This is a genomic window from Methylomicrobium agile, from assembly GCF_000733855.1.
In the GTDB taxonomy this organism is placed as follows: Bacteria; Pseudomonadota; Gammaproteobacteria; order Methylococcales; family Methylomonadaceae; genus Methylomicrobium; species Methylomicrobium agile.
On record NZ_JPOJ01000001.1, the window covers coordinates 413001 to 437377 of the forward strand.

The window sequence follows — 24377 nt, forward strand, 5'->3', positions numbered from 1 at the left end:
CACATGAAGCAAGATGTAGTAATGATGCTCGCGTTGGTTGCAGTCTTGGTAGGCTGCAAGGAAGGAAATGCACAAGAGGTTGTCCAAACTGTCGAATGGTTTAAAGAGCATCCTGCTGAGCGCAAAGCTCAGCTTGCCAAATGCAACTCAAATCCTGGTGAGTTGGCAGCTAAACCCAATTGTGTAAATGCCAGTCGTGCCGACTCGTCTTCGGTTTGGAGTAAACGCGGTGGAATTAAGGCTCCAGCCCCATTAACTTTCGAGAAAAATGACAAAAAATAAAACACCACTTCGCTGTCATCAGGCTAACAATTCGGTTAACCGGACCTGCCGCAAACGGCAGTCCGGTTACCTCCAACGTTAGGCAATAAAGCTATCAATCGTTCTAGCAATATCGGGAAACTCGTTAATAATTTTTTTATCCGCCGTGATTAGCGGAATACTTAAGAGCTTTGCCAAAGCAACAAATTCACAGTCGTATGCAGAGCAATTACTGGCGTTTACCAATTGTAAAATGTGAGCGGATGAAACCTCGTACTCATTTTCAAGCATCAAGTTTTCAGCCTGTTGGGTAATCAACAGAATTTCATCAAAAGTTAAAATGTTTTTTCGCAAATAGAGCGTTAACACGTTACGAAACTCACTTTTCCAAAGATTGGGGGCAATCCATTTCGGTTCAAGTATCAACAGTTGTTCCGCTTGAGCGGATTTCTCGCTGTTGAAGTAGAGATAGGCAATTGTGTTAGTATCGGCAACAATCATGGTCTGCCTTCAGACTTAGCTTTATCGATTTTTTCGTCTGTTAATAAGTAATTTGCGGTTTTAGCCCTCAACTGCTTCGCCATTGCCAAATGTTCGTTAACATTAATTTTGTGAGGGTTGATGGTGCGTTCCACGCAATACAGAATTTCACTGTTAATGCTTCTGTGATGTAATTTGGCCGCTTCCTTTAATTGGTTATAAAGATTGTCTGGTATGTTTTTAAGTGTCAAAGTAGCCATATTATAATCTCGCTGAGAACCAATAAGGTTTCATTATGGTTTCTTTTGGCATAATGTCAAGTGAAAAGCGTTGCCTTCGATTAAGTTCGTTGGAAAAACCGAGCCAGATGGCTGTTGTTCGGCGGTTTCTTGGGTGTGTGCTCGGTTGATTGGAATGATCCCTTACTTTTCCTCGGCTTGTTCCGTCCAAGGCGTCGTAAAAGTTCAACTATCCGCGGATTAACCTTCGGTTTTATAGTGCCACACAGGGCGTTACCCGCCCCTTCGGCGGCAAGGCGAAGGCCTTCCCACTCGATATTGATTGCCGCGTTCAGGTCGCGGCATTGCGTATGCCCGCAGTCATCGCAGCGAAAACCCGGTAAGGCGGATTCGCCGATAGGCAATCCGCCATCGCTTTGAAGCCGGTTGGCGTTCTGCTATCGCGAAAACGCCCTACGGCCCTTAGCTTGGCGTTGAGCGGCAAGAACCACAGTTCGAAGGAACAGATACGTCTATGAGCATTACTTATGAATAAAGTGCTAGTCATTACTGGCGGCAGTCGTGGAATTGGCGCTGCAACCGCACTGCTTGCGGCAGCGCGCGAATATACCGTTTGCATCAACTATCGAAAGAATCAGGCAGCCGCTGAAGCAGTCGTTGATGAGATCAAATCGAAAGGCGGCAATGCCATTGCTGTCGCGGCAGATGTTTCACTGGAATCGGAAGTCAAAAATCTGTTTAAAGTCATAGATGAGCAACTCGGGCCAATATCGGCGCTAGTTAATAATGCCGGTATTCTTGAGAAGCAAATGCGAGTCGAGGATATCGATGCGGCGCGACTACATCGGATTTTCGCGGCGAACGTGGTCGGCTCTTTTCTATGTGCAAGGGAGGCAGTGAGGCGCATGTCAACAAAACATGGGGGCCATGGCGGAGCCATCGTAAATGTATCGTCTGCCGCATCGAGACTCGGTTCAGCGGGCGAATATGTTGACTATGCGGCATCAAAGGGCGCGATCGACACGCTTACTATAGGTTTGTCCCAAGAGGTTGCGGAAGAAGGAATTCGCGTTAACGCGGTACGTCCTGCATTTATCTATACGGACATGCATGCTGATGGCGGTGAGCCAGGGCGGGTAGATCGTATAAAAGAATCGTTGCCGATGAAGCGGGGCGGGCAGCCAGCCGAAGTCGCGAATGCAATCCTCTGGCTGCTATCTGAAGAGGCATCCTATACAACCGGCACATTTATCGATTTGGCGGGTGGAAAATGATGTCTAACAAGGGAAATGCACCGGGACAGTCAAAAGCGTCGCTTCGCTGCGCTTTGTCTACCGTTGATTTGCAGCGTTAGATTATGGATCCAAATATCTATAAAGCCAGTTTGAAAAATCTTGCTCGTATTCGGGCGTTAATTTCAAAATCAGCCCGAATACTTCAATCGCCATACTATAAACAGTCGGAGATTGAAACAGCATTGGAGTTAGTAAGCGGCATCGAAGAATTGATTTCCGCCGGCAGTTTTTTTGTCGCCGAGTATCAAAATAGCTTCATCGGCTGTGGAGGTTGGACAATCGACGCTTCCGACGCTCAGAAAGCGGAAATAAGGGGCTTTTTCGTACATCCGGATTGTGCCCGAAGAGGTGTTGCCACGCGCCTCCTTGCGGCCTGCGAAAATGAATGTTTGCATAAAGGTATTCAGACTTTATATCTGACCGCTACACTTTCTGGCGAGCCTTTTTACAAAAAATGCGGCTTTTCTGAATTGGAGAGATTCAGGCAGGGCTTGTCAAATGGAGAATCTTTTGAATTGGTTAAAATGGCAAAAGAAATACAGCGGATTGAGGCATAATCTCATGTTTTTCATCAGTCGCGTAGGTCGGGCACGCGCTTTTTGCGCCCGACATTTCCAATGCCTTGAAAGGTGGCAGGGTTTCAGACCCGCGCCATATTCCGAAGCAGGATCGCCACATGAACGTCGGGCAACGATAAAGCGGTTGCCCGACCTACAGGGCTACCAGGCGGCGTGGGTTGCAATCGAATCAACGGTTCCATAAACACACGCCGCCCGCTTTCTCGATCGCGGCCAGACGCTGCCGGTGCGCTTCCAGTTCCCCCGGATCGCAGGCAATCACCTTCAAACGCGGCCGGTCGGACGCAATGCGCTGGACCAGGCCGGATTCGACCGCTACCGCCGCCTGGACCTCGGAGGCTTCATCGAGCAGCGAAAACTGCCCGCCGGTCATCAACAGATAAACGTCGGCGAGAATTTCCGCGTCGAGCAATGCGCCGTGCAGTTCGCGCTGGCTGTTGTCGACGCCGTAACGCTTGCAGAGCGCATCCAGGCTGTTACGCTGGCCCGGATGTTTCTGGCGCGCGAAGGCGAGCGTGTCGAAGACTTGGCAGTACTCGGTTATCGACGCCAGCGGATCGTCGAGCAGAGCGAATTCGTGGTTGATGAAGCCGACATCGAACGGCGCATTGTGAATGACCAGTTCGGCGCCCTGCACAAACGCCAGAAAATCCTCCGCAACGCCGGCGAAGCGCGGCTTGTCTTCCAGAAACTCGTTGGTGATCCCGTGCACTTCGATCGCTCCGGCGTCGATCACCCGTTCCGGGTTGATGTAAACATGAAACCGGTTGCCGGTCAGGCGCCGGTTAACCAGTTCGACGCAGCCGATTTCGATGACCCGGTGGCCCTGTTCCGGGCTCAGGCCGGTCGTTTCGGTGTCGAGCACCACGATGCGGGGATTGGTCGATCGCATATTCATCAGGATGATTCCCTAGCTGCTCTAGCCTGCATAGCGCTCGATCATTTTCTCGGCCTGCTCGGCGAATTTCTCCAGCTCCCCTTTCTTGACCGTCTCGACCGGTATCACCAGCGCGGTATTCAGGGTAATGTAGATGTAGACATAGCGCTTGCCGTATTCGACCCGAACCAGGTCTTTCCAAAGCATTTTGTTCTTGCCGCTCGGCGATTGCTCGAACAGATAAGCCGGATTGGCCGGATCGATCGTCAACGTATAGGTGCCGAACATCGCTTTCTTTTCCTGCGGCGTGTAATGCTTCAGAATTTGCCGGCGCATGTCGTACATCATCACTTTCGGCGACAGCAGCGCCCACAGCGCCGCGACCAGCCCGACGTAACCCGCCGACTTGGCGTCTCCGTAATAGTAATAATAAAACATGCCGATCAGCACCATGATGCTCGGCACGATCCAGCGATTTTTGTTGATTTGGTTTTGAACGTCTTTCGAATTCAGGTATTGCGCTTCGTTGAAATTGACCAGATCTTCTTCTCTGAACTCGTATTCTATTTCCAGCATGTTCTTGTTTTAATAATATTGAAGAAAAAATCAGTGCAGCTTGATCATCGCGTGCACCGTGCGTCTGAATAAATTGGAGAGCGTCAGCATGGCGGTCCGGAAATAGCCGTGGATCGCGACCTGGTGCATCTTGTATAAGGACAGGTACACGACCCGGGCAATGAACCCGCCGACGCTGACCGTGCCCATCAGGTTGCCCATCAGATTGCCGACGGTCGTATATTTGCCGAGCGACACCAGCGAACCGTAATCGTAGTAGACGAACTTGACCGGCGGCTTGCCGGCCAGCCGGTTACGCAGCGTTTTGTACAATGCCGACGCCTGCTGGTGCGCGGCCTGCGCGCGCGGCGGGATATTGCCGGGATGCCCCGGCCAGGCGCAGGCCGCGCAGTCGCCCATCGCGAAGATCGACGGATCGGAGGTCTGCAGGCATTCGTCGACGACCAGCTGGTTCAGATGATTGGTTTCGAGACCGTCCACTTGCTTCAGCCAGTCCGGCCCCTTGATGCCGGCGGCCCAGACCTTCAGATCGGCCGGGATGATTTCGCCGTCGTGGGTCTTGATGTGTTCCTCGGTCACTTCGGTGACCCGGCAGCCGAGTTTAAGGTCGACGCCCAGCTTGAGCAACTGCTGCTTGGTCGCCTCGGCAAGTTTGCCCGGCAGCGCCGGCAAGAGCTGCGGCGCGGCCTCGATAATCGTCAGCCGGACGTTGGTGGATTCGCGAAGCCCGTACACCGCCAGCAGATTGGTCACTTCGTGCAGTTGCGCGACCAGTTCCACGCCGGTTGCCCCGGCGCCGATGATCACGATCGACAGCGGCTTCTCATGGATGCGTCGCTCATCCGCAAAGGTCTTGATATAAGTCTCGACCAACTGCCGTTGAAAGCGGAAAGCCTGCTGCGTCGTGTCGAGGAACAGGCAATGCTCGGTAACGCCCCGGATATTGAAAGAATTGCTGACGCTGCCGACCGCCATCACCAGCGTGTCGTAACCGAACGTCCGCCGCGGAATCAGTTCCTCGCCACTGTCGCTCAAGGTCGGCGCGATCGTGATTTCCTTTTTGGCGCGATTCAGCCCTTCCATCCGGCCGAGCCGGAAGCGGAAACGGTTCCGATAACCCTGGGCCAGATATTCGACCTGTTCGGATTCGTCCAGCGTGCCGGCCGCGACTTCGTGCAATAAAGGCTTCCAGATATGGGTCGAAGCGGCGTCGAACAGCGTCACTTCCGCCAGCCCTTTTTTGCCGAGCTTGCGGCCCAGTCGGGTCGCCAACTCCAGTCCGGATGCGCCGCCGCCGACGATCACGATCTTGTGTTTTTCGTTATTCCTCTCCGCCATGGCCGCCCTTCAGCATCAGATTGATTCGAAAGGCGCCCATTATATCGAATCAGTCAGGACGAAGCGGATTTTATTGAAAAGACAGCGGCGGCGTCAGCGCGTGGTGTACGCTGCCGGCCTCAGGCCGTATCGATGACAGTGCCGGCTTGCCCGGGTTCTTCGAAAGGCAGCGGCGGTGCAGTCCACGACTTCACCTCTACCGAGGACAGAGGCTTGGCGACCAGATAACCCTGAATGGCGTCGCAGCCCAGTGCCTCCAGTACGCCGGCTTGCTCGAAATTTTCCACGCCCTCGGCAAGCACTTTCTTGCCGAGGGTTTTGCCGAGCGCTATCACGGCCTTGACGATGGCGATGTCGTCGTCCCGCTCAGCAACGCCGCGGATGAAGCTGCGATCGATCTTGAGTTCGTCCACGGGTAAAAGTTTGAGATAGCCCAGCGAGGAATAACCGGTACCGAAATCGTCCAGCGCCAGATAGGTGCCGCGCCGATGCATGTCGTTCAGCGTATGGCTGATGGTATCGACATTCTCAAGCAGGGTATGCTCGGTGATTTCGATGCCGATCCTGCCCGGTTCGACGCCGTGAGCGGCTAGCGCCGCACACACATCTTCGGAAATTCGGCTGTTGCGCACATGCCGGGCGGAAATATTGACCGCTACGCGCGGCACGTAAAAATTTTCGCTGTCCCAAGCGCGTATTTGCCGGCATGCGGTGTCCAGACACCATCGCCCGAGGTTCACGATCAGGCCGGATTGTTCAGCAATCGGAATGAATTTATCCGGCATGATCAGCCCCCGCTCCGGATGCCGCCACCGGATCAATGCTTCCACGCCGATGAGACGCCGGCTCTTGAGGTCGATTTGCGGCTGGTAAAGCAGGAACAGCTCGTTCCGTTCCAGCGCCTGATGCAAACCGTTTTCGATCGACAGCCATTCGTGCGCCGCCAGATTCAGTTCGTCGGTAAAGTACTGGAAGCTGTTGCGGCCTTGTTCCTTGGCGCGGTACATGGCGAGATCCGCGTAGGAAAGCAGCATCTTCGCCTGCTGCGTATCGTCGGGATAGACGCTGAGCCCGATGCTGACCGTCACGAAAATTCGCTGTTCGCGCACCAGTATCGGCGCTTCGAATTGCTTCAGAATATCGAGCGCCACCCGGTGGGCGCCGCTGGGATATTCTTCTTCGATCAGCAGAACGAACTCGTCGCTGCCGATGCGGGCAATGGTGTCATGCTCCCGGATCGTTCGCCGAATCCGGGCCGCGATCTCCTGCAGCAACTGATCGCCGGCATCGTGTCCCAACGTGTCGTTGATGCGTTTAAAATGATCGACATCGATGAACAGCAGGCTCAGCCGGCACACGTTGAGCCGGGCGCGGCTCAAGGCCAGGTTCAAACACTCCCAGAAATGCGAGCGGTTCGGCAGGCCGGTCAGTTCGTCGTGAGTGGCGAGATATTCGATTTGATGGATCAGCGCGACCGTTTCGGTCATGTCGCGGCCCACGCCGCGGTAGCCTTGAAATTCGCCGTGACTGTCATAATACGGTTTTCCCGAAAAACGGATGGTCAGCAAGCGCTGATTGCTGCCTTCGAATTCCAGGATCACATCCTGAAACGCTTTCTTCTGCCGCAAGGACTCCAGATAGCCCTGATGGGGATCGTCGACCGGGTCCGTAGCGCATTCGATCCGCTTCGCCAGTCCGGACAATCCGAAAAACAAAAGCTCCGGCGGGCCGCTGGTTATCTTGGTGATCACCATATCGCGATCCGACTCCCAAAACCAGTCCGAAGAGGCTTCCGCATAATCGCGGAAGCGTTGTTCGCTCTCCAGCAGGCGCTTGCGCTCGCTATCCAGTTCGGCCAGTTTATTATTGAGTTTGGACTGCAACCGTTCGTTATGCATCTGTTCGAGTTGCTCGTCCGGCAGCTGGGGCTCGCGCACCGACGCTTTGCCTTTGGAAGAAGATTCGATCGTTTCTTCCATGATCCGGAGCAGTTCCTGCATTTCGACCGGTTTTACGATAAACCGGTCGGCTCCCAGCGACAGCGCCAGGACTTCGTCTTCGCGATCCGTATAAGTGGCCGTATAGAAAATGAACGGCACCTGTTTGAGGGCCTCATCCTTTTTGATGCAACGGCAAAGCGCGTAGCCGTCCATGACCGGCATCAGAATGTCGGACACGATAATGTCGGGCGTGCAGGTTTTCGCCAGAGCGATCGCCTCTTGCCCATTCGACGCGGAAAGCACCCGATAACCGACCGCCGACAGGGTATTCTCCAGCAATACGCGGGAGTTCTCCTCGTCTTCCGCGATCAATACAATCGATTCATGATTTATCATAGGACTGGCTAACAACCATCATGATCTGCCCGATGATCGTATAAGGATCGATGGGTTTCTCGATATAACCGTTGCATCCGGCCGCCAGCAAACGTTCCCGGTCGCCGGACATGGCATAGGAAGTCACCGCGATGATCGGAATGTGCCGGCCGGCCTCCTGCTCGCGAATGCGCCTGAGCACTTCCTCGCCGTCGATGTCGGGAAGCTGAATATCGAGCAGAATGAAGTCTGGAATCAGCGTCAACGCGCGTGCAACGCCTTCAAGGCCGGAAGCGGCATGGTCGACACGGTAACCGTGCGCCTCAAGAATGAACCGGATCAATTCCAGATTATCTTCATTGTCCTCAATAACCAGAACCGAGGCCATTCCCATCTCCCGCCGCCGCAATACTGAATATGCGGCAAGTGTAGCACCTGCCCTCAAAAATTGCGAATTAACCGGAAGGATAGTGGTTTATCCGCCTCGTCTTGTCGGATTATGCCTTATTATCGCCCGATTCCCGCCTTGTAGTTTTGCCGATTCAAGAATAGAATCCAGCAGGGTTTGTTCAAGGCTTCGGAGAAACCCGCTTTCCTGTCGAGGCATTTGCTTTCAACGTGCCCCCTTTCCGCCGGAACCCGCTAAAAGCCGATCATGTTGTCTCTTCGCAAAGTTTTGCCGACCCAGCCTTTAGTCAGAGAGACGGGCGCCATTTTGCTGATGGCGCTGGTTTATTATCTGGCCGCCCGGCTTGCCGCTTTCAATGCCTCCGAATTTGCCGGCAACGCGATGGCTATTTGGCCGGCGTCGGGAATTTCGCTTGCCGCCGTGCTGGTTTGCGGTTACCGGCTCGTCATCGGCGCAGGGCTCGGATCGTTCGCCTATAACCTGCTCTATTTAAGCCAGCAGGGCGGCATGGCGATGCCGGCCGTTTCGGGAGCGGCCATCATGGCGTTCGGCTCGATGCTTGAATTCGCCCTTGCCGGCTATCTGTTCAAACTCAGCTTTTCCGGACTGGCGCCGGAAACGTTGCGGGATATCAAACGTTTTACTCTGATCTGCTTCGGCTCCGGGACCGTCGGCGCCGCCGCCGGTTGCCTCGGCCTGTTGCTGTCGCGGCAAATGGACTTCGGGCATTATTCCGAAGCGGCGTTCACCTGGTGGGTTGGGGATGCGGCGGGCATGCTTGTCATGACGCCGCTGCTGCTGGTCTGGAACCGGAAGGAAAGCCGCAGAGGACTGCTGTTTCCGCTCGTCGCGCCCTGCATCGGCCTGACAATGTGCGGATTTTTTATCGTCCATCAATTCGAAACCCGCCTGACGCAGAGCCATTCCGCGCCGGTCAAGGCATCCGTTGCGGCTTATTCCGGGCTGTCCCGCAACTGGTTGTCCTGGAACGTATTGCTGGCAGGAATAACGCTGACGTTGATTCTGGCCGACTATCTGGAAGTGCACCGCCGCGAGCAAAATGCCCTGCGGAGCAACGAAAAACGGCTGAAAAGGCAAAATCTCGCACTGTCCCGCATCGCGCTCGGCGATTCGATCAGTTCCGGCGATCTTTACGCCACGCTGAAAATCATGACCGAAACGTCCGCGGCGACGCTGGAAGTCGAACGGGCGAGCATCTGGCTGTTCAACGACGACCGTACCGCGCTTTGCTGCGCCGACCTTTACGAACTGGGCAGCAACCGCCACCTTTCCGGCGGGAAGCTGTCGACCGCCGACTATCCTTCCTATTTCGCCGCCTTGCTGGGCGCCCGCAATATCGCGGTCGACGATACGTTCGCAGATCCGGTCACGCAGGAGTTCCGCGACCATTACCTGCCTCAATTCAGCATTACCTCCCTGCTGGACGCCCCCATCCAGTTCGGCAACGAAATGATCGGCGTCATCTGTCATGAGCATGTAGGGACAAAAAGGCATTGGACGCTGGACGAACAAAACTTCGCCGGTTCGATTGCCGACCTCGCCTCCCTCGCCTTCGAAGTCGTCAAAAGAAAAGAAGCCGAAGACAAACTGCGCGCCGCCAATCTGGAACTGGAAGCCAAGGTCAGGGAACGCACTGTCGAACTGATCAAATTGAACGCCGAGTTGCTTGCGGAAGCGGCCGACCGCCGGCAGGCCGAAGCCACTTTGAGGGAAAGCGAACTGCGTTTGCGCCTGGCGACGAAAGCGGCGGATATCGGCGTATGGGACTGGAATATCGTGGATGACAGCGTCATGTTTACTCCCGAATACAAACGCCAGATCGGCTACGAAGACCATGAAATAGCAGGGCATTATCTGGAATGGGAAAGCCGGCTGCACCCGGAGGACAAGGATCGCGCCATTGCGGACAACTTCGAATATATCGAAAGGAAAAAATCCGCCTATGAATCGGAATTCCGTTTACGGCACAAAAACGGTTCCTATCTCTGGATCCGTTCGCGCGGCGAAGCGGTCGCCTGGGATCAGGAGGGGCGGCCCACCCGCATTCTGGGCTGCCATGTCGACATTACCCAACTGAAACAAACCGAAGAAACGCTGCGGGCATTCCGCTGGTTTTCGGAAAGCGCCGGCCAGGGCATGGGGATGGCCAAAATGCAGGGCGAAGTCATCTATATGAATCCTGCCCTGAAAAAAACGCTGGCTTCGCTCGGGATTCCTTTCGATCCTTCCAAAGTATTGACCGACTATTACACCGAAGAGGCCGCCCGCAGGCTCAGCTCCGAAGTCCTGCCGAAACTGCTCGGCCACGGCCAATGGATCGGCGAACTCGAACTGGGCAAGAGCCACGGAAAACGCATCCCGACGCTCGACAACTTCTTTGCGGTATGCGATGAAGGCGGCAACCCACAATACGTCGCCAATATCGTTACCGACATGTCCCAGCAAAAGGAAATAGAAAGGCAACTGCTTCAAGCCAAGGAAGCCGCCGTATCGGCCGACCGCACCAAATCGATGTTCATCGCCACCATGTCGCATGAACTGCGCACGCCGCTCAATGCGATCATCGGCTTCACCGGCATTTTATTGCAAGGCTTGTCCGGCGACCTGAACGAACGCCAGCGCGATCAATTGAGCCGCGTCGCCCGGTCTGCACGGCATCTGCTCGACCTGATCACCGACATCATCGATATTTCCAAGATCGAAGCCGGACGCATCGATGTCTTTCCGAGCGATTTCGACCTGCACGCCCTCGTCTCCCAGGCAACCGATACGGTAAAGGCTCAGGCGCAGGAAAAAGGCTTAGTGCTGACGATGGATGCCGAGCCTTTTCCTGTCCATTCCGACCAAAAACGGGTGCTGCAGTGCGTCATCAACTTGTTGAGCAACGCGATCAAATACACCGAACAAGGCAGTGTCGCGATTTCCGCGCGCGCGGCCGACGGAAAGGTATCGATCGAGATCAGGGATACCGGCATCGGCATCGAAACGGAGCAGATGCAGAAGCTATTCATTCCTTTCGAGCGCCTGGACTCTTTTTTGCGCTTAAGAACCTCGGGTACCGGCTTGGGATTGTATCTGACGCGAAAAATTGCGGTCGATTTGCTCTCGGGAGATGTCAGCGTCGTCAGCACGCCGGGGACCGGAAGCTGTTTCACCCTGAAGATTTCCGACCATCTGGGAGCGAAATAACGGCCGAGGCATTCTCGAAGCGAAAAAATCGCAGTCACGACCAATCCGCCGGAACGCCCCTCGTCAGCCTATTTTGCGCTTAAGGAAACTCCGAATAAGTCCCCCTCTTGCCGTCAAGTCAAGATATCTCGTAGGCCGGATAAGCGAAGCGCATCCACTCTATGATCGCCGGATGCGCTTCGCTTATCCGGCCTACGAGCCAGCATGGAGGAATCCAGGCCCCGGCTTGCAAACCGCCGTCAATCGCGCCCCGGCAACAGCAGCTGCTTCCGCAGCGCCGCCAGAATCTCCGGATGGGAGCCGAGATAAGAAATTCTGTTGTCAAGATAGCTTCGGTAAACCCGCGAGATATTCCCTGAGGTGATCCGGCTGCCGAGATGATCCTCGTCCCGATGCTTATAAATCGCATCGAAAATCCGATTCCCGAACTCGTAATTGAAATGTTCGGGATCCTGCCAATAAACGGCGCTGTTTTGAGTGATTGGCTCGCCGGTAATCCCGTTGTAGCGGCTAAACTCCCACAGCGCCGCACGGCCGCCCTCCTCTTCGAGAAGCGCGGCGACCGCGGTGAGCCCCGACCAATAAGCTTTGTAGGCGCCGCACACCGCGTCGAACTCCAGCCAAAGCGCATGTTTTGGGTAGGCGAGCAAAGTCAGTTCGATGCCTTTCCGTTTTGCGAGGCGGACGATATGCCGCAAGCCTTCCAGATCGAGTCCCGGATCGGCACCGGGCAAGGCCGCGTCCAGTATGGGCGGCGCGGGCACGGACTGTTGCAAGGAGGTCAGGTCGCAATGCTGTTTTTTCAGCCGCTCGCCGAAAAACTGGCGGAATTGGCCTTCCACGCCCGGCAAGCCCCGGATGTAATAATACATGCCTTCGCGGGTATGGCTCGGGCTGTTCTTGCGCTGCTCCCTGATCGTGCCGATCGAGGCGGAGACCGCTTTCAGGGACAACAGCAATTTGCTTTCCGAAAACCCGTCGATTTCGGGCAACCGGCCTTTGCAGTCGACGCGCGGCATGGCGCCCGGCGTGATTCCGATGAAGGCCCGCTTCATTCCGGTCGCAGCAACCGCATAATCGAAATAGCAAAGCACCCGCCCCCAATCCGCGCCGGCAATCCCGAAATTGTAGCCGGCCAATTTGCCGCCGCCGGTAAATCCGGCATGGGTCGGGTCGAAACCGATTTCCGCGAACGAACTGCCGAAAATCAACGCCTCCGGCTGCTCCCGCGCGACGACCATCGGCTTCACATGGCGTTCGAAACGCCGCATTTTGGTTTTGACCTTGTTCAGGCCGTCGATCTCGAAATCGCGGTAATACCAGAAAGGATCCACCATCCGGTTGAGTGCGGCGACCGCGGCGAGAATCAGGCCGATGCCGATCAGCAGCGACAGGGCAAAACGTTTCGGCCGCATTATCAGAATTGGAAATAGATGAACTCGCTGATCTCGTTCAGCGACAGGATGCCGAGCGTCGCGGCGGTCACGGCGAAGCCCAGCCATGCGCCGCTGGGCCGCCAATGCCACCAGACTTGCGGGATTTCGCCGGGAACGTCCAGGCCCAGCGCGGGACGATAGCGCGCCATGATTTGCTGGGTATTCGGAAGAAACCAGACGATGCCCAGGCAAATCAGAATCCGGACCGGCGCCTTGGCGGCGTTGAAGGTGTCGGTGTTGCGGAACTCGATGCCGTGCCGAGCCAGGATTTCGGCCGCTCCCCCCATCCCCTGCCGCCATTTCAAAGGCAGTGCGACGCCGTGCTGTCCGGCCATGCCTTCCAGCAGGAGCCGCGCCGCATCGACATTCTCGGCGCGGAAAAACACCCACGCCACCACGACGGCGAGAAAAGTCGTCAGCAATGCGATTTTGTGGTACACCGGCGCGGGCACGCAAGCCGTCACCCACCGGCGCAAGACGCTGCTCTGCCACTGGTGGTTGACGACCAGGTACAGGCCGTGCAGAGCGCCCCACAGAATGTAGGTCCAGTTCGCCCCATGCCAAGCGCCGCCGAGCACCATCGTGACCAACAGGTTCAGATACCGTCGGAACGGCCCGCGCCGGTTTCCGCCCAGCGGAATGTAAAGGTAATCGCGCAGGAAGCGCGACAGGGTCATATGCCAGCGCCGCCAGAAATCGATGATGCTGGCGGCCTTGTACGGCGAATCGAAATTCAGCGGCAGCTTGATCCCGAACAGGAGCGAGATGCCGATCGCCATGTCCGAATAGGCGGAAAAATCGAAATAAAGCTGGAAACTGTACGCCAAGGCCCCGCCCCAGGCGTCGAGCATTCCCAATGCCTCTCCTTCGGCCGCCGCATCGAACGCGGGCCGGGCATACTGCGCCATCTCGTCCGCAAGCAACATCTTCTTGAACAGGCCGATGAAAAAAACCGACAAGCCGACCGCCAGATTTTCCCAATCGATCCGGTAGATGGCGGGCTTGGCGAATTGCGACATCATCTCCTTGTGGTGCAGCACCGGCCCGGCGATCAAATGCGGGAAATAAGTCACGAACAAAGCGTAATGCACAGGGCGGAATTCTTTCGCATGGCCCTGGTAAGCGTCGGCGAGAAAAGCCAACTGGGTGAACGTGAAGAACGAGATGCCGAGCGGCAGCACGATCTCGGGAACCGGCAACGACCGCTCGACGAAATGATTCAGGTTGCCGATCAGAAACCCAAGATATTTATAGTAGCCGAGCAAGCCGAGGTTAACCGCAACGCCGAGTATGAAGACCGCTTTGGTCCATCTGGAAGAACGGAGTTTCATCAGGGCGATCTGTTTGCCGATCCGGAAGTTGAAGCCGATCGAAAGCAACAACAGCAAAAGGTAGTTCGGGTTCCACCAGCCGTAAAACGCCAGGGAAGCGAGCGTCAGCCAGGCGGCGGCCAGAAATTGACTGCGCTTTCCGATCAGGAAAAATAAAATCAACGTGATCGGAAGAAATCCGAAAATAAACGCATAGGAATTGAAAAGCACGCTGTAAACTCTTCGGCAAACCGGCGGACCGCTAAACCGGCAAAGCGGCCGGCAGATCGGCCCGACTGCGCTCGATGCCCAAACGCCGCATTTTTTGAAGCGCATAGGATTGGAGGGCGGCGACGATCGATCGATCGGCCGACACGTCATTTCTCAGCGCTTCGAGACGGGCAAAATACCGGTCGAACGTGATCCCGGCGCCCGGTATGCGGCCGCTCAGGCGGTCGGCGCAGAACTGCTGCCAGCGCGCCGTTTCTTCGGCGTTCAGCGAGTCCGGATAATTTCTCGCGCGGTAACGGAACAGCATTTCGGAGAGGCGCCTGTCGGTAAACGTCAATGTCGTCTCGGCGAGTTGGCCGGGCGACATCGAACGAAGCTTGGCCATTTTGCGCTTGTCTTCATCCGTAAAAAAACCGCCCTGGTAAATCGCCAGATCGGGGTCGGTCTCGGTCTCGAAATCGTTCTCCGCATCGAACACCTGCACGATTTTTTCCGCCAGCCCGGCGGCGGCTTTGATTTTGGCAATATGCGCTCGGCACGCGGCCAGATCGATCGCCAAGCGCTCGGCGTCCTGCCCGCGAATGACCGACACCGGCGCCAGCACCGGACATTTGTTCAAATGAACGGTCTTGAGCGGAATTCTTGTCTCCCCTTCGGGTAAATCTTCCGCCGCGGTAAAAATACGCCGGCGGATTTCCGCGGCAGACAATTCGAGCATCGGTCCGGGATCGATCGATACGTCGTAAACGATCACACCGTTGCCGTTAGAGGGGTGCCAGGCAACCGGCAGCACGACCGCCAGACAATGGCGAGAAGCAGGATATTTCCCCGAAACATGGACGACCGGCTCGAAGCTGCCGATTTGCAGCAGTTTCAGCGCTTCGGCCTTGACGCGATGCCGAAACAGGAACGGGTACAGTTTCGGCTGCGCCCGGCTGAGCAGCTGCGCGAGCGCAATCGTCGCCTTGACATCGGACAAGGCGTCGTGCGCAGCTTCATGCACAAGCCCGTTGGCTACGGTCAGGCGGTCGAGGCGCAACGTCGGCGTGCCGTCGTCATTGAACGGCCATGCGAGCCCGTCCGGACGCAACGCGCGCGCCGCCCTGACCACATCGATCAGATCCCAGCGGCTGTTCCCGTGTTGCCACTCGCGCGCATAGGGATCGTAAAAATTGCGGTAAAGGCAATTGCGCGTGACCTCGTCATCGAAGCGCAGCGTGTTGTAGCCCAAGGCGCAGGTGTTCGGCGTCGAGATTTCCCGATGAATCAAACGAATGAATTCGGCTTCGCAGACGCCTTTCTGTTCGGCCAGTTGCGGGGTGATGCCGGTAATCAAGCAGGCATCGGGGTGCGGCAGGCAATCGTCCGCCGGCTTCAGATAAACGACCAGCGGCTCGCCGATCGGATTGAATTGCAGATCGGTACGGACGCCCGCAAACTGGACGGGACGGTCCCGACGCGCGTCCGTACCGAACGTTTCGTAGTCGTGCCAATAAAGCGAGTGATCCGTCACAACCTACGACTGGGTTATTGCGTCGCGGCAAGCGCTTTGAACAGATCGGTCCGGCTGATGATCCCGACCAGTTCGCCGTCTTCGTACACGGGAAAACTTCTGACCGACAATTTCATGAATTTCTCGGCCAGATCGACGATACTGATATCGGCATTCACGGTAATCGGGTTTCTGGTCATGTAATCGCAGACTTTACCGCTCATGCCCTGATTATAGACCGTGTCCAGAAACGCCTTCATGCCGTCCATTTCGGAAAACATGCCCAGCAGTTGGCCTTTATCATCGAGAACGGGCGCACACGTGATCTTATGGCCGAGCATGATCTTTATCGCATCGATGACACTGTGATCCTGCGTCAATGTGACTAAGTGTTTGGTCATATAGTCTGCTGTTGATATTTTATTCAGCATAACAAACTCCTTAACGCATTAAATTGTTATCAATTAAAGCAGTTACCGAACCGAGACCAATACCGACGCTTTGTATAAATTAAGAGTTAAGGCTGCTGCAGCGACGCTTGTTCGGCCTCGAGTTTTTTTCTTTTATCGCATTTCTCAACACAGACGCATGAGCCGGAATTCAATCCGCCGCACGAACCTTTAATCGCGCGCCGTCCGAACATCACGCCGATCGCCATCAAGACGATTACTGCGAGCATGATCGCAAATGTCACTAAAAAATAAGTCATGATAAATCTCTAAGAAAGAAAAAAATCCCGTTTTTCAGGAACGGACAATCTCAAGATTGTATTGGACGAATAATACCCTTTACCGGAGTTTGCCGCCATCAAAATAAATCGGTCAATCAAAGGACCGGTAACAAGCCCAAAAGTTTATTCTCGGCGGAGATTTTCGAAAGCGGTCGAAAGCTTCTCCTTCATTTTTTATCGCCCCCGCTGCAGATCCGATATTTCTACCAGTATCCCATTCTCGAAACGAAGTAATTGTTTGATCCGGTTTCTCCCGAAATTATAGACCCATTCTTCGACCTGGACCTCCTCGAACTGTTGAATATCGAGAGTACGGCGGGGATGGTGCAGGATACTGCCGACAATCTTGGTCCGGTAGGAGATGTATTCCGGCTCGCCGCAGATTTCCAGCACAGTGTATTTATCGTCCTGAAGCTCGATCAGATTGTGGCCGCAGCGCATCGTGGAAATGCCGAATGCGGTACCGGCATACGTCAGCAAGATCATCAAGAGCAGATTCAAACGCAATCGCTTCCGTTTTGCTTGAGATGATTCATTTGCAGAGGAAAGCCAATCAGTCATGAACATAGCACCAAACGACTCCGATAAGGATAAAAGGAATGAGCGGCTGACGCATACATTCTTGTAGCGATGGTTTTCGGGAAAGCGTTAAAAACAGCGAAGCCCTCCTCCGCAAGACAGGTCGTGCGCGGAAGAGGGCCGGCAGGTCTTTAGCCGCCGAAATCGTCGAGCATGATGTTTTCCGGCTCGACACCGATATCGAGCAGCATCTTGATCACCGCTGCGTTCATCATCGGCGGACCGCACATATAGAACTCGCAGTCTTCCGGTGCCGGATGATTTTTCAGATAGTTTTCATACAGCACGTTATGAATGAAGCCGGTATAACCGGTCCAGTTGTCTTCCGGCAATGGATCGGACAAGGCGACATGCCAGGTGAAATTGGGATTTTCTCTCGCGAGCATGTCGAAATCTTCCACATAGAACATTTCGCGCTTGCTGCGCGCGCCGTACCAGAACGTCATCTTGCGTTTCGATTTCAGCCGGCGCAATTGGTCGAAGATGTGCGAACGCATCGGCGCCATCCCCGCGCCGCCGCCGACGAAGACCATGTCGGCATCGGTATCCTTCGCGAAGAATTCGCCATAAGGTCCCGATATGATACATTTGTCGCCCGGTTCCAAACTGAAGATGTACGAAGACATCTTGCCCGGGGGCACGCTTTCGTCCGCTCTTGGCGGAGGGGTCGCGATACGCACGTTCAGCATGATTTCTTTTTCTTCCGGGTAGCTCGCCATTGAATAGGCGCGCAGGACCGGCTCCTTCACGTCGGAGACATAGCGCCACAGATTATATTTATCCCAATCTTCATGGAAACGTTCTTCGATATCGTAGTCCTTATAATTGACCACATGCGGCGGACATTCGATCTGAATATAACCGCCGGCGCGATAATTGATCGATTCACCGGGCGGCAACTCCAGCACCAGTTCCTTAATGAAAGTCGCAACGTTATCGTTCGATTTGACCGTACACTCCCATTTTTTGACACCAAAAACCGAATCTTCGACTTCGATGTCCATGTCGTGCTTGACGCTGACCTGGCAGGAGAGACGTTCGCCGCAGGCCGCTTCGCGCTTGGTGATATGGGTCAATTCGGTCGGCAGGATTTCGCCGCCACCGGATTTGACTATGACCTTGCACTGACCGCAGGTTCCGCCGCCGCCGCAGGCCGAGGACACGAACAAACCATTGTCCGCCAGCGCGGTCAGTAATTTGGCGCCGACCGGCACATGAATTTTCTTTTCATCATTGATCAGGATCTCAACATCGCCTTCGGCCACCAGTTTTCGTTTTGCGCCGAGAATCATGAATACGAGCGCAATCACCAGCGCCGTAAAGATGAAAATCCCTAATAAAATATCCAGCATTCGATTACCCTTACAGTTGGATTCCGGAGAAAGCCATGAAGCCGAGAGACATCAGACCCGCAGTAATGAAAGTGATGCCCAGGCCCTGCAAACCGGCGGGAATATCACTGTATTTGAGCTTTTCGCGCACGCCGGCCATGACCGTAATCGCCAATGCCCAGCCCAGACCGCTACCGACACCGTAGGTCACGCTTTCGCCGAAGTTGTAGTCGCGCTCGATCATGAACAAACTGCCGCCCAGAATCGCGCAGTTGACCGTAATCAACGGCAAAAACACGCCCAGCGCATGGTAAAGGGCCGGAAAAAACTTATCCAGAATCATTTCGAGAATCTGTACCAGGCCCGCGATGATTCCAATACAGCTCAATAAGGCCAAAAAGCTCAGATCAACGCCGTTGATTCCGATGGAAGCCAAGGCGTTTTCCTTCAATACCGCATGATAAACCAGGTTGTTGGCCGGCACGGTGATCGCCTGTACGATCATCACCGCGACGCCGAGACCTATCGCAGTCGAAATTTTCTTCGACACCGCGATAAAGGTGCACATACCCAGAAAGAAGGACAGCGCCAGGTTTTCAATGAAAACCGATTTGATAAATAAACTGATATACGCTTCCATTAGTGGTGCCCTCCTTCACCGTGAGCTATCGACATGATTTTGTAATCGACCGTTTCGCGCTGGTTCGGCTTCGCTTGGCGCACGCCCCAGATGATCAGGCCGATGATGAAGAACGCGCTGGGCGGCAGCAGCATGAGGCCGTTTGGATCGTACCAGCCGCCGTCTTTGGTCAATTTGAGCACTTCAAAACCGAGCAGCTTGCCGGAACCCAGGGTTTCGCGGAAAAACGCGACGGTGACCAGGATCAGGCTATAGCCCAGGCCGTTGCCGATGCCGTCCCAAAAGCTTTCGAGCGGCGGATTCTTCATCGCATAACCTTCGGCACGGCCCATCACGATACAGTTCGTGATGATCAGGCCGACGAAAACCGACAGCTGCTTGCTGACATCGAACGCAAACGCTTTCAATAACTGATCGACCACGATCACGAGCGATGCGATGATCGTCATTTGCACGATGATCCGGATGCTGCTCGGAATATGGTTCCGGATCGCGCTGATCGCCGCGCTCGAAAACGCGGTGACCAGCGTCAAGGCCAGCGCCATGATCAGCGAGGTCGACATTTTCGAAGTGACCGCCAGCGCCGAACAGATCCCCAGGACCTGTAAAGTGATCGGGTTGTTTTCGACCAGCGGCGTGGTCACCACTTTTTGAGTTTCGGAATTGAGTCCGACTTTATCTAATACTGCACTCATGATTTTGCCCCTTGATTCACTCTCACTTTGCTCAGGTACTTCGCAAAGCCTTCTTGGCTCATCCAGTACCTGACCAGATTGGTCACGCCGGTACTTGTCAGGGTCGCCCCCGCCAAACCGTCAACCTGATATTCGGAACCCGGCTTGCTCGGATCGACGGTGCCTTTGATCAGGCTCAACGCCGGCTCGCCGACATCGGCTTCGGCAATCAGACCTTTTTCCATCGACGGCTGATTGGTCACCGCATAGACCTTTTTGCCTTTCCACAGTGCGCGCCAATTCGGGTTCACCACTTCGCCGCCCAGGCCCGGCGTTTCTGCCTGGTCATAAAAGTTGATGCTTTGCACCGTTTGGCCGTCCGGATCCAACGACAAGAAGCCGTACAGGGTCGACCACAAACCATAACCGCTGACCGGCAGGATGACCGATTTCAGCGTACCGCCTTCCTTGACCAAAAAGACTTTGGCCAGTTTTGCCTTGACGCGGATATGCGCAATATCTTTCTCCTTCGGAATCGCGACGCTTTGCGCCGGATCTTTCGCAGCCTTGCGTTGATCGTAAGCATTCGCGTCGATGTTTTCGACATAATCGCCGGTTTCCAGGTCGACGACTTTCGCTTCGATCTTATCCGCGAATGCCTTGTCGATATCCATGCCCTCTTCGAGCAGGCCGGCGACGTCGAGGATGTTTTTCTTCATGTCCAGATCCTTGTTATAGATCTGGAACGGCTTCAGCGCGACCGCCGAGAACGACACTAAAATCGCGCAGACAAAGCACAGCGACAGTGCGATCGCGATAGTCTTCTCCAGACTATCGTTGCCCATCGCCAGAATTTTATCTTTATAAATTAAAAACTTACGATAAGACTCGTATTCATTCAGCTTATTGCAAACCTTTTCCAGATGTTTGCATGGCTTTTGTTGATTAGGCATGGCGTTTGATCCTTCTTCTGATATTGGCCTGAATTACGAAATAGTCGATCGTCGGCGCAAACATGTTCGAGAACAGAATCGCCAGCATGATGCCTTCCGGAAAAGCCGGATTGATGACACGCACCACTACGGTCATGAAGCCGACCAATACGCCGAAAATCCAGCGGCCGGCGTCGGTCATCGCCGCGGAAACCGGATCGGTCGCCATATACACCATGCCGAAAGCGAAGCCGCCGGTGGTCAAATGCCAGTACCAGGGCATAGTAAACATCGGATTGGTGTTGCTGCCGATAAAATTGAGCAGAGACGAGGTCGCCACCATGCCCAGGAATACGCCGGCCATGATCCTGTAGGATGCGACGCGCGTCCACAGCAGGAAGGCTGCGCCGATCAGGATCGCCAACGTCGAGGTCTCGCCAAGACAACCCGGCTCAAAGCCGAAGAACGTTTGCATCCAGGTATAATTGGCTTTATAGACCGCTTCCATACCGCCGTTCGCAGCCAGACCCAGCGGGGTCGCGGCGGTATAACCGTCGACCGCAACCCAGACCGAATCGCCCGAGATCGAAGCCGGATACGCGAAATACAGGAAGGCGCGACCGGTCAATGCAGGATTCAGAAAATTCTTGCCGGTACCGCCGAACACTTCCTTGCCGATTACGATACCGAACGAAATGCCGAGCGCGACTTGCCACAACGGCATGTCGGGCGGCAGGATCAGGGCATACAGCATCGAGGAAACCAAAAAGCCTTCGTTGACTTCATGGCCGCGCACGGTCGCGAACAAAACTTCCCACACACCGCCGACCGCCAGGGTCACGATGTAGATCGGAAAGAAATACAAGGCGCCGTGCAGCAGATTGGACAGCGGATTCATCGTGTTATAGCCGAACAGGCTCATGATTACGCCGCGCCAGCCTTCGGCGCCCTCTCTTCCCAGCGCATTGATCGCCAAGTTCGCCTGATAGCCGGTGTTGTACAATGCCATCAGGATACAGAAAGCGGTGGCGATGACGACGAAGGTCATCGTGCGTTTCAAGTCGTTGCCGTCGCGAACATGGGTCGTGCCGCGCGTTACTGTCGGTGGCGTGTAAATGAAAGTATCGACCATCTCGTAGAGGCCGTAATACTTTTCAAACCTGCCGCCTTTTGTAAAATGTGGCTCTAACTTATCTAAAAACTCTCTAGCCGACATTATCCTTCCTTCTCAATCTTAGTTAAATTCGCTCTGAGCACGGGGCCGAAGTCGTGTTTGCCGGGATCGACAAACGTCAGCAGCGCCATGTCTTCTTCATCGAGTTCCAGGCAGCCGAGCAACTGGGCATTATCGGTGTCGCCGACGATCAGCGACTTCACCAGCGGCGTCGGCAGAATATCCAGCGGCATCACGGTTTCGTAAATGCCGACCGGCACGATCGCACGGTTACTGCCGTTTTTATTGGTCGTCAACGGGAACAGCCGGCCCGATTTTCTGTCTTGACGGCTGTGGATGTAGACGTCCAGCGCCGAGTATTTGTCCTTGCCGGGAACGATCCAGCCGAACAGTTCGCGGGCGCGGCCTTCCTGCAGTACGGAAACCTGGTTGCTGTAGCAGCCCAGGTAGGCCGCCCATTCGGAAGCCTGATGGCCATACAGCACCGAACCGCAAATGACGCGATTCTCGATGTCTTCGAGTTCGCCCTTGACCAGGTCATCGGTATTCGCGCCAACGCGGGTCCGGATCAGACGAGGATTCTTGACCGTAGGACCGGCCAATGAAACGACTTTCTCGACATTCAATTTACCGTTCGTAAACAGCGCGCCGATCGCGATCACCGCCTGATAATCCAGATGCCATACGAATTTTTCGGCATTGACCGGATCGATGAAATGGATGTGCGTGCTCGGCAGGCCGGCCGGATGCGGACCGGAAAACTCGGAGACCTGAACCGAAGGCGTATTGCCGACCGGCACATCCGCGCCGGTCTTCTTGCAGACATGGACCTTGCCGTCGGTCAGCTTGGAAATGACGGTGAGGCCGTTCACGAAATCGGCGCTGCGATCCTTGATGATCACGGCCGGATCGGCCGCCAGCGGACTGGTATCGATCGCCGTCACGAAGATCGAGCGGGGCTTCGTGTCGACGGCCGGAATCTTGCCGTACGGGCGGGTACGGAGCGTGGTCCACAAGCCGGATTGCAGCAGGTTCTCTCTGACCTGCTCGTCGCTCAGGCCCGCCAGTTCGGTTTCCGGATATTGCGCGAACGCAACCTGCTCGTCGCCGGCCAGTTCGATCACGACCGACTGCAGTGCACGCTTCGCGCCGCGGTTGATCGCCTTGACCGTGCCGGCTCCGGGCGCGGTAAAGTTGACGCCGGGATTTTTTTTGTCGGTAAAGATGATCTGGCCCAGCTTGATGGAGTCCCCTTCGCCGACCAACATGGTCGGCTTCATGCCGACATAGTCCGTTCCCAGAACGGCGACGGTTCTGACTTCGTTGCCCTTCTCGATTACCTGTTCGGGGCCGCCGGTAATCGGCAGATCCAAACCTTTCTTTATTGTAAATTGCATAGTTGAAACCTACTCTCCAAGCAAGTAGCCGCGAAATTGTCCCCCTTATTCCGACCGCAATCAAACATCCGGAGACACTATGGTAAAAAATCATCCCATTACATCACAAAACCGCACTTTTCTCAACCTGGCAAATTCTACAGAAATCCTTGATTTACTGGATTATTTCGTACAAAACCGTTAAGGCATTGATTCATAAAGACTGGCCAGTTCAAAACAAGACGATTGCGGTAAAAACCGCCATGTCTGTCCGGATTTCTTCGCCCTCTGCGCGGATTTAACAAGGCTGCCTCGCTGTTGTAACATATGGCGCTCTTTTCGACGTTGTTTCTCCATCGGCAGGAAGACGCAGCGCTTTTCAAATCACTCTGGAGAACTTGATGGCTGTCACCGGCGACGAATTCAAAAAAGCATTACAACAATGGGCAAGCGGCGTCGCCGTGGTCGCCACCCACTCGGCGAAGCTCGGGAATCAGGGAATGACGGTAACCGCTTTTGCAAGCGTTTCGATGACTCCGCCGCAGATTCTGGTTTGCATCAACGAATCCGCCGACACCGGCGAAGGCATCAAGGAAAGCGAGCGTTTTTCGGTGAATGTACTCAGCAGCCGGCAGCAGGACGTTTCGAGTCACTTTGCCGGCGGCCTGAGCCAGCAGGAACGCTTCGAACAGGCAGGCTGGACCGCAGGCATTCAGGGCGTGCCGCTGCTGAACGACAGTATCGCGTCGCTCGATTGCCGGGTCGTCGAAAAAGTGCACGCCGGCACGCACTGGATCATCATCGGAGAAGTCGAGAACACGGTCTGCCGCGACGGCGAGCCTCTCTTGTATTTCCGCAGCCAATACCGGGGACTGTCCGAACAATAAATAACGG

Annotated in this window: 24 protein-coding genes; 5 read left to right on the forward strand and 19 right to left on the reverse strand. The window is 55.1% G+C overall.

Annotated elements, in window-relative coordinates; translation table 11 throughout:
* Positions 1-3 precede the first annotated feature (3 nt).
* Complete coding sequence (locus CC94_RS0101975) at positions 4-282, forward strand: EexN family lipoprotein (RefSeq protein WP_031429630.1); 279 nt, start codon at positions 4-6, stop codon at positions 280-282.
* A 78-nt stretch (positions 283-360) separates the two neighbouring features.
* Here the strand turns inward: CC94_RS0101975 and CC94_RS0101980 are convergent, their stop codons facing one another.
* Both CC94_RS0101980 and CC94_RS0101985 read right to left on the reverse strand, forming a co-directional pair.
* The gene (locus CC94_RS0101980; RefSeq protein ID WP_005373479.1) at positions 361-762 is read right to left on the reverse strand and encodes a type II toxin-antitoxin system VapC family toxin; all 402 of its coding nucleotides are present in this window, start codon (positions 760-762) and stop codon (positions 361-363) included.
* A complete protein-coding gene (locus tag CC94_RS0101985) occupies positions 759-1001 on the reverse strand; it encodes a FitA-like ribbon-helix-helix domain-containing protein (protein ID WP_005373492.1) in 243 nt (80 codons plus the stop codon). Before CC94_RS0101985 ends, CC94_RS0101980 begins: the two co-directional genes overlap by 4 nt.
* 506 nt (positions 1002-1507) lie before the next feature.
* On the opposite strand from CC94_RS0101985, the gene CC94_RS0101990 reads away from it, so the two are divergent.
* Positions 1508-2254, forward strand: coding sequence for an SDR family oxidoreductase (locus CC94_RS0101990; RefSeq protein ID WP_005373494.1), 747 nt, complete (start codon positions 1508-1510; stop codon positions 2252-2254).
* A gap of 83 nt (positions 2255-2337) precedes the next feature.
* Positions 2338-2832 carry a GNAT family N-acetyltransferase gene (locus CC94_RS22760; protein WP_005373495.1) on the forward strand — a complete coding sequence of 165 codons (495 nt, stop codon included), beginning with the start codon at positions 2338-2340 and terminating at the stop codon, positions 2830-2832.
* 190 nt (positions 2833-3022) lie between these two features.
* Here the strand turns inward: CC94_RS22760 and dnaQ are convergent, their stop codons facing one another.
* The 5 genes from dnaQ to CC94_RS0102020 form a co-directional block, all read right to left on the reverse strand.
* A complete protein-coding gene (gene dnaQ / locus CC94_RS0102000; RefSeq protein ID WP_005373496.1) occupies positions 3023-3751 on the reverse strand; it encodes a DNA polymerase III subunit epsilon in 729 nt (242 codons plus the stop codon).
* A gap of 21 nt (positions 3752-3772) precedes the next feature.
* Positions 3773-4306, reverse strand: coding sequence for a YcxB family protein (locus tag CC94_RS0102005; protein ID WP_005373497.1), 534 nt, complete (start codon positions 4304-4306; stop codon positions 3773-3775).
* Positions 4307-4336: 30 nt separating this feature from the next.
* Positions 4337-5644 carry an NAD(P)/FAD-dependent oxidoreductase gene (locus CC94_RS0102010; RefSeq protein WP_005373498.1) on the reverse strand — a complete coding sequence of 436 codons (1308 nt, stop codon included), beginning with the start codon at positions 5642-5644 and terminating at the stop codon, positions 4337-4339.
* 119 nt (positions 5645-5763) lie between these two features.
* Positions 5764-7980 carry a two-component system response regulator gene (locus CC94_RS21105; RefSeq protein WP_005373501.1) on the reverse strand — a complete coding sequence of 739 codons (2217 nt, stop codon included), beginning with the start codon at positions 7978-7980 and terminating at the stop codon, positions 5764-5766.
* Complete coding sequence (locus CC94_RS0102020; protein WP_005373502.1) at positions 7967-8347, reverse strand: response regulator; 381 nt, start codon at positions 8345-8347, stop codon at positions 7967-7969. Before CC94_RS0102020 ends, CC94_RS21105 begins: the two co-directional genes overlap by 14 nt.
* 267 nt (positions 8348-8614) lie before the next feature.
* Here CC94_RS0102020 and CC94_RS0102025 point away from each other — a divergent pair, with 267 nt between their 5' ends.
* The gene (locus CC94_RS0102025; RefSeq protein ID WP_005373504.1) at positions 8615-11578 is read left to right on the forward strand and encodes an ATP-binding protein; all 2964 of its coding nucleotides are present in this window, start codon (positions 8615-8617) and stop codon (positions 11576-11578) included.
* 239 nt (positions 11579-11817) lie between these two features.
* On the opposite strand, the gene CC94_RS0102030 is transcribed toward CC94_RS0102025, so the two are convergent.
* From CC94_RS0102030 to CC94_RS0102085, 12 genes are all read right to left on the reverse strand, one after another.
* Positions 11818-12993 (reverse strand): hypothetical protein, encoded by a 1176-nt coding sequence (locus CC94_RS0102030; RefSeq protein WP_005373506.1) that lies wholly within the window; start codon positions 12991-12993, stop codon positions 11818-11820.
* Positions 12994-12995: 2 nt separating this feature from the next.
* On the reverse strand, positions 12996-14555 hold the full coding sequence (locus CC94_RS0102035; protein ID WP_005373508.1) for an MBOAT family O-acyltransferase: 1560 nt from the start codon (positions 14553-14555) through the stop codon (positions 12996-12998).
* A 31-nt stretch (positions 14556-14586) separates the two neighbouring features.
* Positions 14587-16068 carry an exodeoxyribonuclease I gene (sbcB, locus tag CC94_RS0102040; RefSeq protein ID WP_005373510.1) on the reverse strand — a complete coding sequence of 494 codons (1482 nt, stop codon included), beginning with the start codon at positions 16066-16068 and terminating at the stop codon, positions 14587-14589.
* 14 nt (positions 16069-16082) lie between these two features.
* On the reverse strand, positions 16083-16448 hold the full coding sequence (locus tag CC94_RS0102045; RefSeq protein ID WP_342633112.1) for a CBS domain-containing protein: 366 nt from the start codon (positions 16446-16448) through the stop codon (positions 16083-16085).
* A 116-nt stretch (positions 16449-16564) separates the two neighbouring features.
* Complete coding sequence (gene nqrM, locus CC94_RS0102050) at positions 16565-16756, reverse strand: (Na+)-NQR maturation NqrM (protein WP_005373512.1); 192 nt, start codon at positions 16754-16756, stop codon at positions 16565-16567.
* 195 nt (positions 16757-16951) lie between these two features.
* On the reverse strand, positions 16952-17263 hold the full coding sequence (locus CC94_RS0102055; RefSeq protein WP_157203352.1) for a DUF2845 domain-containing protein: 312 nt from the start codon (positions 17261-17263) through the stop codon (positions 16952-16954).
* Positions 17264-17487: 224 nt separating this feature from the next.
* Positions 17488-18708, reverse strand: coding sequence for an NADH:ubiquinone reductase (Na(+)-transporting) subunit F (gene nqrF / locus CC94_RS0102060; RefSeq protein WP_005373514.1), 1221 nt, complete (start codon positions 18706-18708; stop codon positions 17488-17490).
* Positions 18709-18718: 10 nt separating this feature from the next.
* Positions 18719-19327 (reverse strand): NADH:ubiquinone reductase (Na(+)-transporting) subunit E, encoded by a 609-nt coding sequence (gene nqrE / locus CC94_RS0102065; RefSeq protein ID WP_005373516.1) that lies wholly within the window; start codon positions 19325-19327, stop codon positions 18719-18721.
* Positions 19327-20022 carry an NADH:ubiquinone reductase (Na(+)-transporting) subunit D gene (locus CC94_RS0102070; protein ID WP_005373518.1) on the reverse strand — a complete coding sequence of 232 codons (696 nt, stop codon included), beginning with the start codon at positions 20020-20022 and terminating at the stop codon, positions 19327-19329. The genes nqrE and CC94_RS0102070 overlap by 1 nt, the downstream gene beginning before the upstream one ends.
* A complete protein-coding gene (locus CC94_RS0102075) occupies positions 20019-20954 on the reverse strand; it encodes a Na(+)-translocating NADH-quinone reductase subunit C (RefSeq protein WP_005373520.1) in 936 nt (311 codons plus the stop codon). Before CC94_RS0102075 ends, CC94_RS0102070 begins: the two co-directional genes overlap by 4 nt.
* Complete coding sequence (locus CC94_RS0102080; RefSeq protein ID WP_005373521.1) at positions 20947-22149, reverse strand: NADH:ubiquinone reductase (Na(+)-transporting) subunit B; 1203 nt, start codon at positions 22147-22149, stop codon at positions 20947-20949. The genes CC94_RS0102075 and CC94_RS0102080 overlap by 8 nt, the downstream gene beginning before the upstream one ends.
* The gene (locus CC94_RS0102085) at positions 22149-23504 is read right to left on the reverse strand and encodes a Na(+)-translocating NADH-quinone reductase subunit A (RefSeq protein WP_005373522.1); all 1356 of its coding nucleotides are present in this window, start codon (positions 23502-23504) and stop codon (positions 22149-22151) included. The genes CC94_RS0102080 and CC94_RS0102085 overlap by 1 nt, the downstream gene beginning before the upstream one ends.
* Positions 23505-23884: 380 nt before the next feature.
* Between CC94_RS0102085 and CC94_RS0102090 the strand changes: the two genes are divergently transcribed.
* Positions 23885-24370 (forward strand): flavin reductase family protein, encoded by a 486-nt coding sequence (locus CC94_RS0102090; RefSeq protein ID WP_005373523.1) that lies wholly within the window; start codon positions 23885-23887, stop codon positions 24368-24370.
* Positions 24371-24377: the final 7 nt, after the last annotated feature.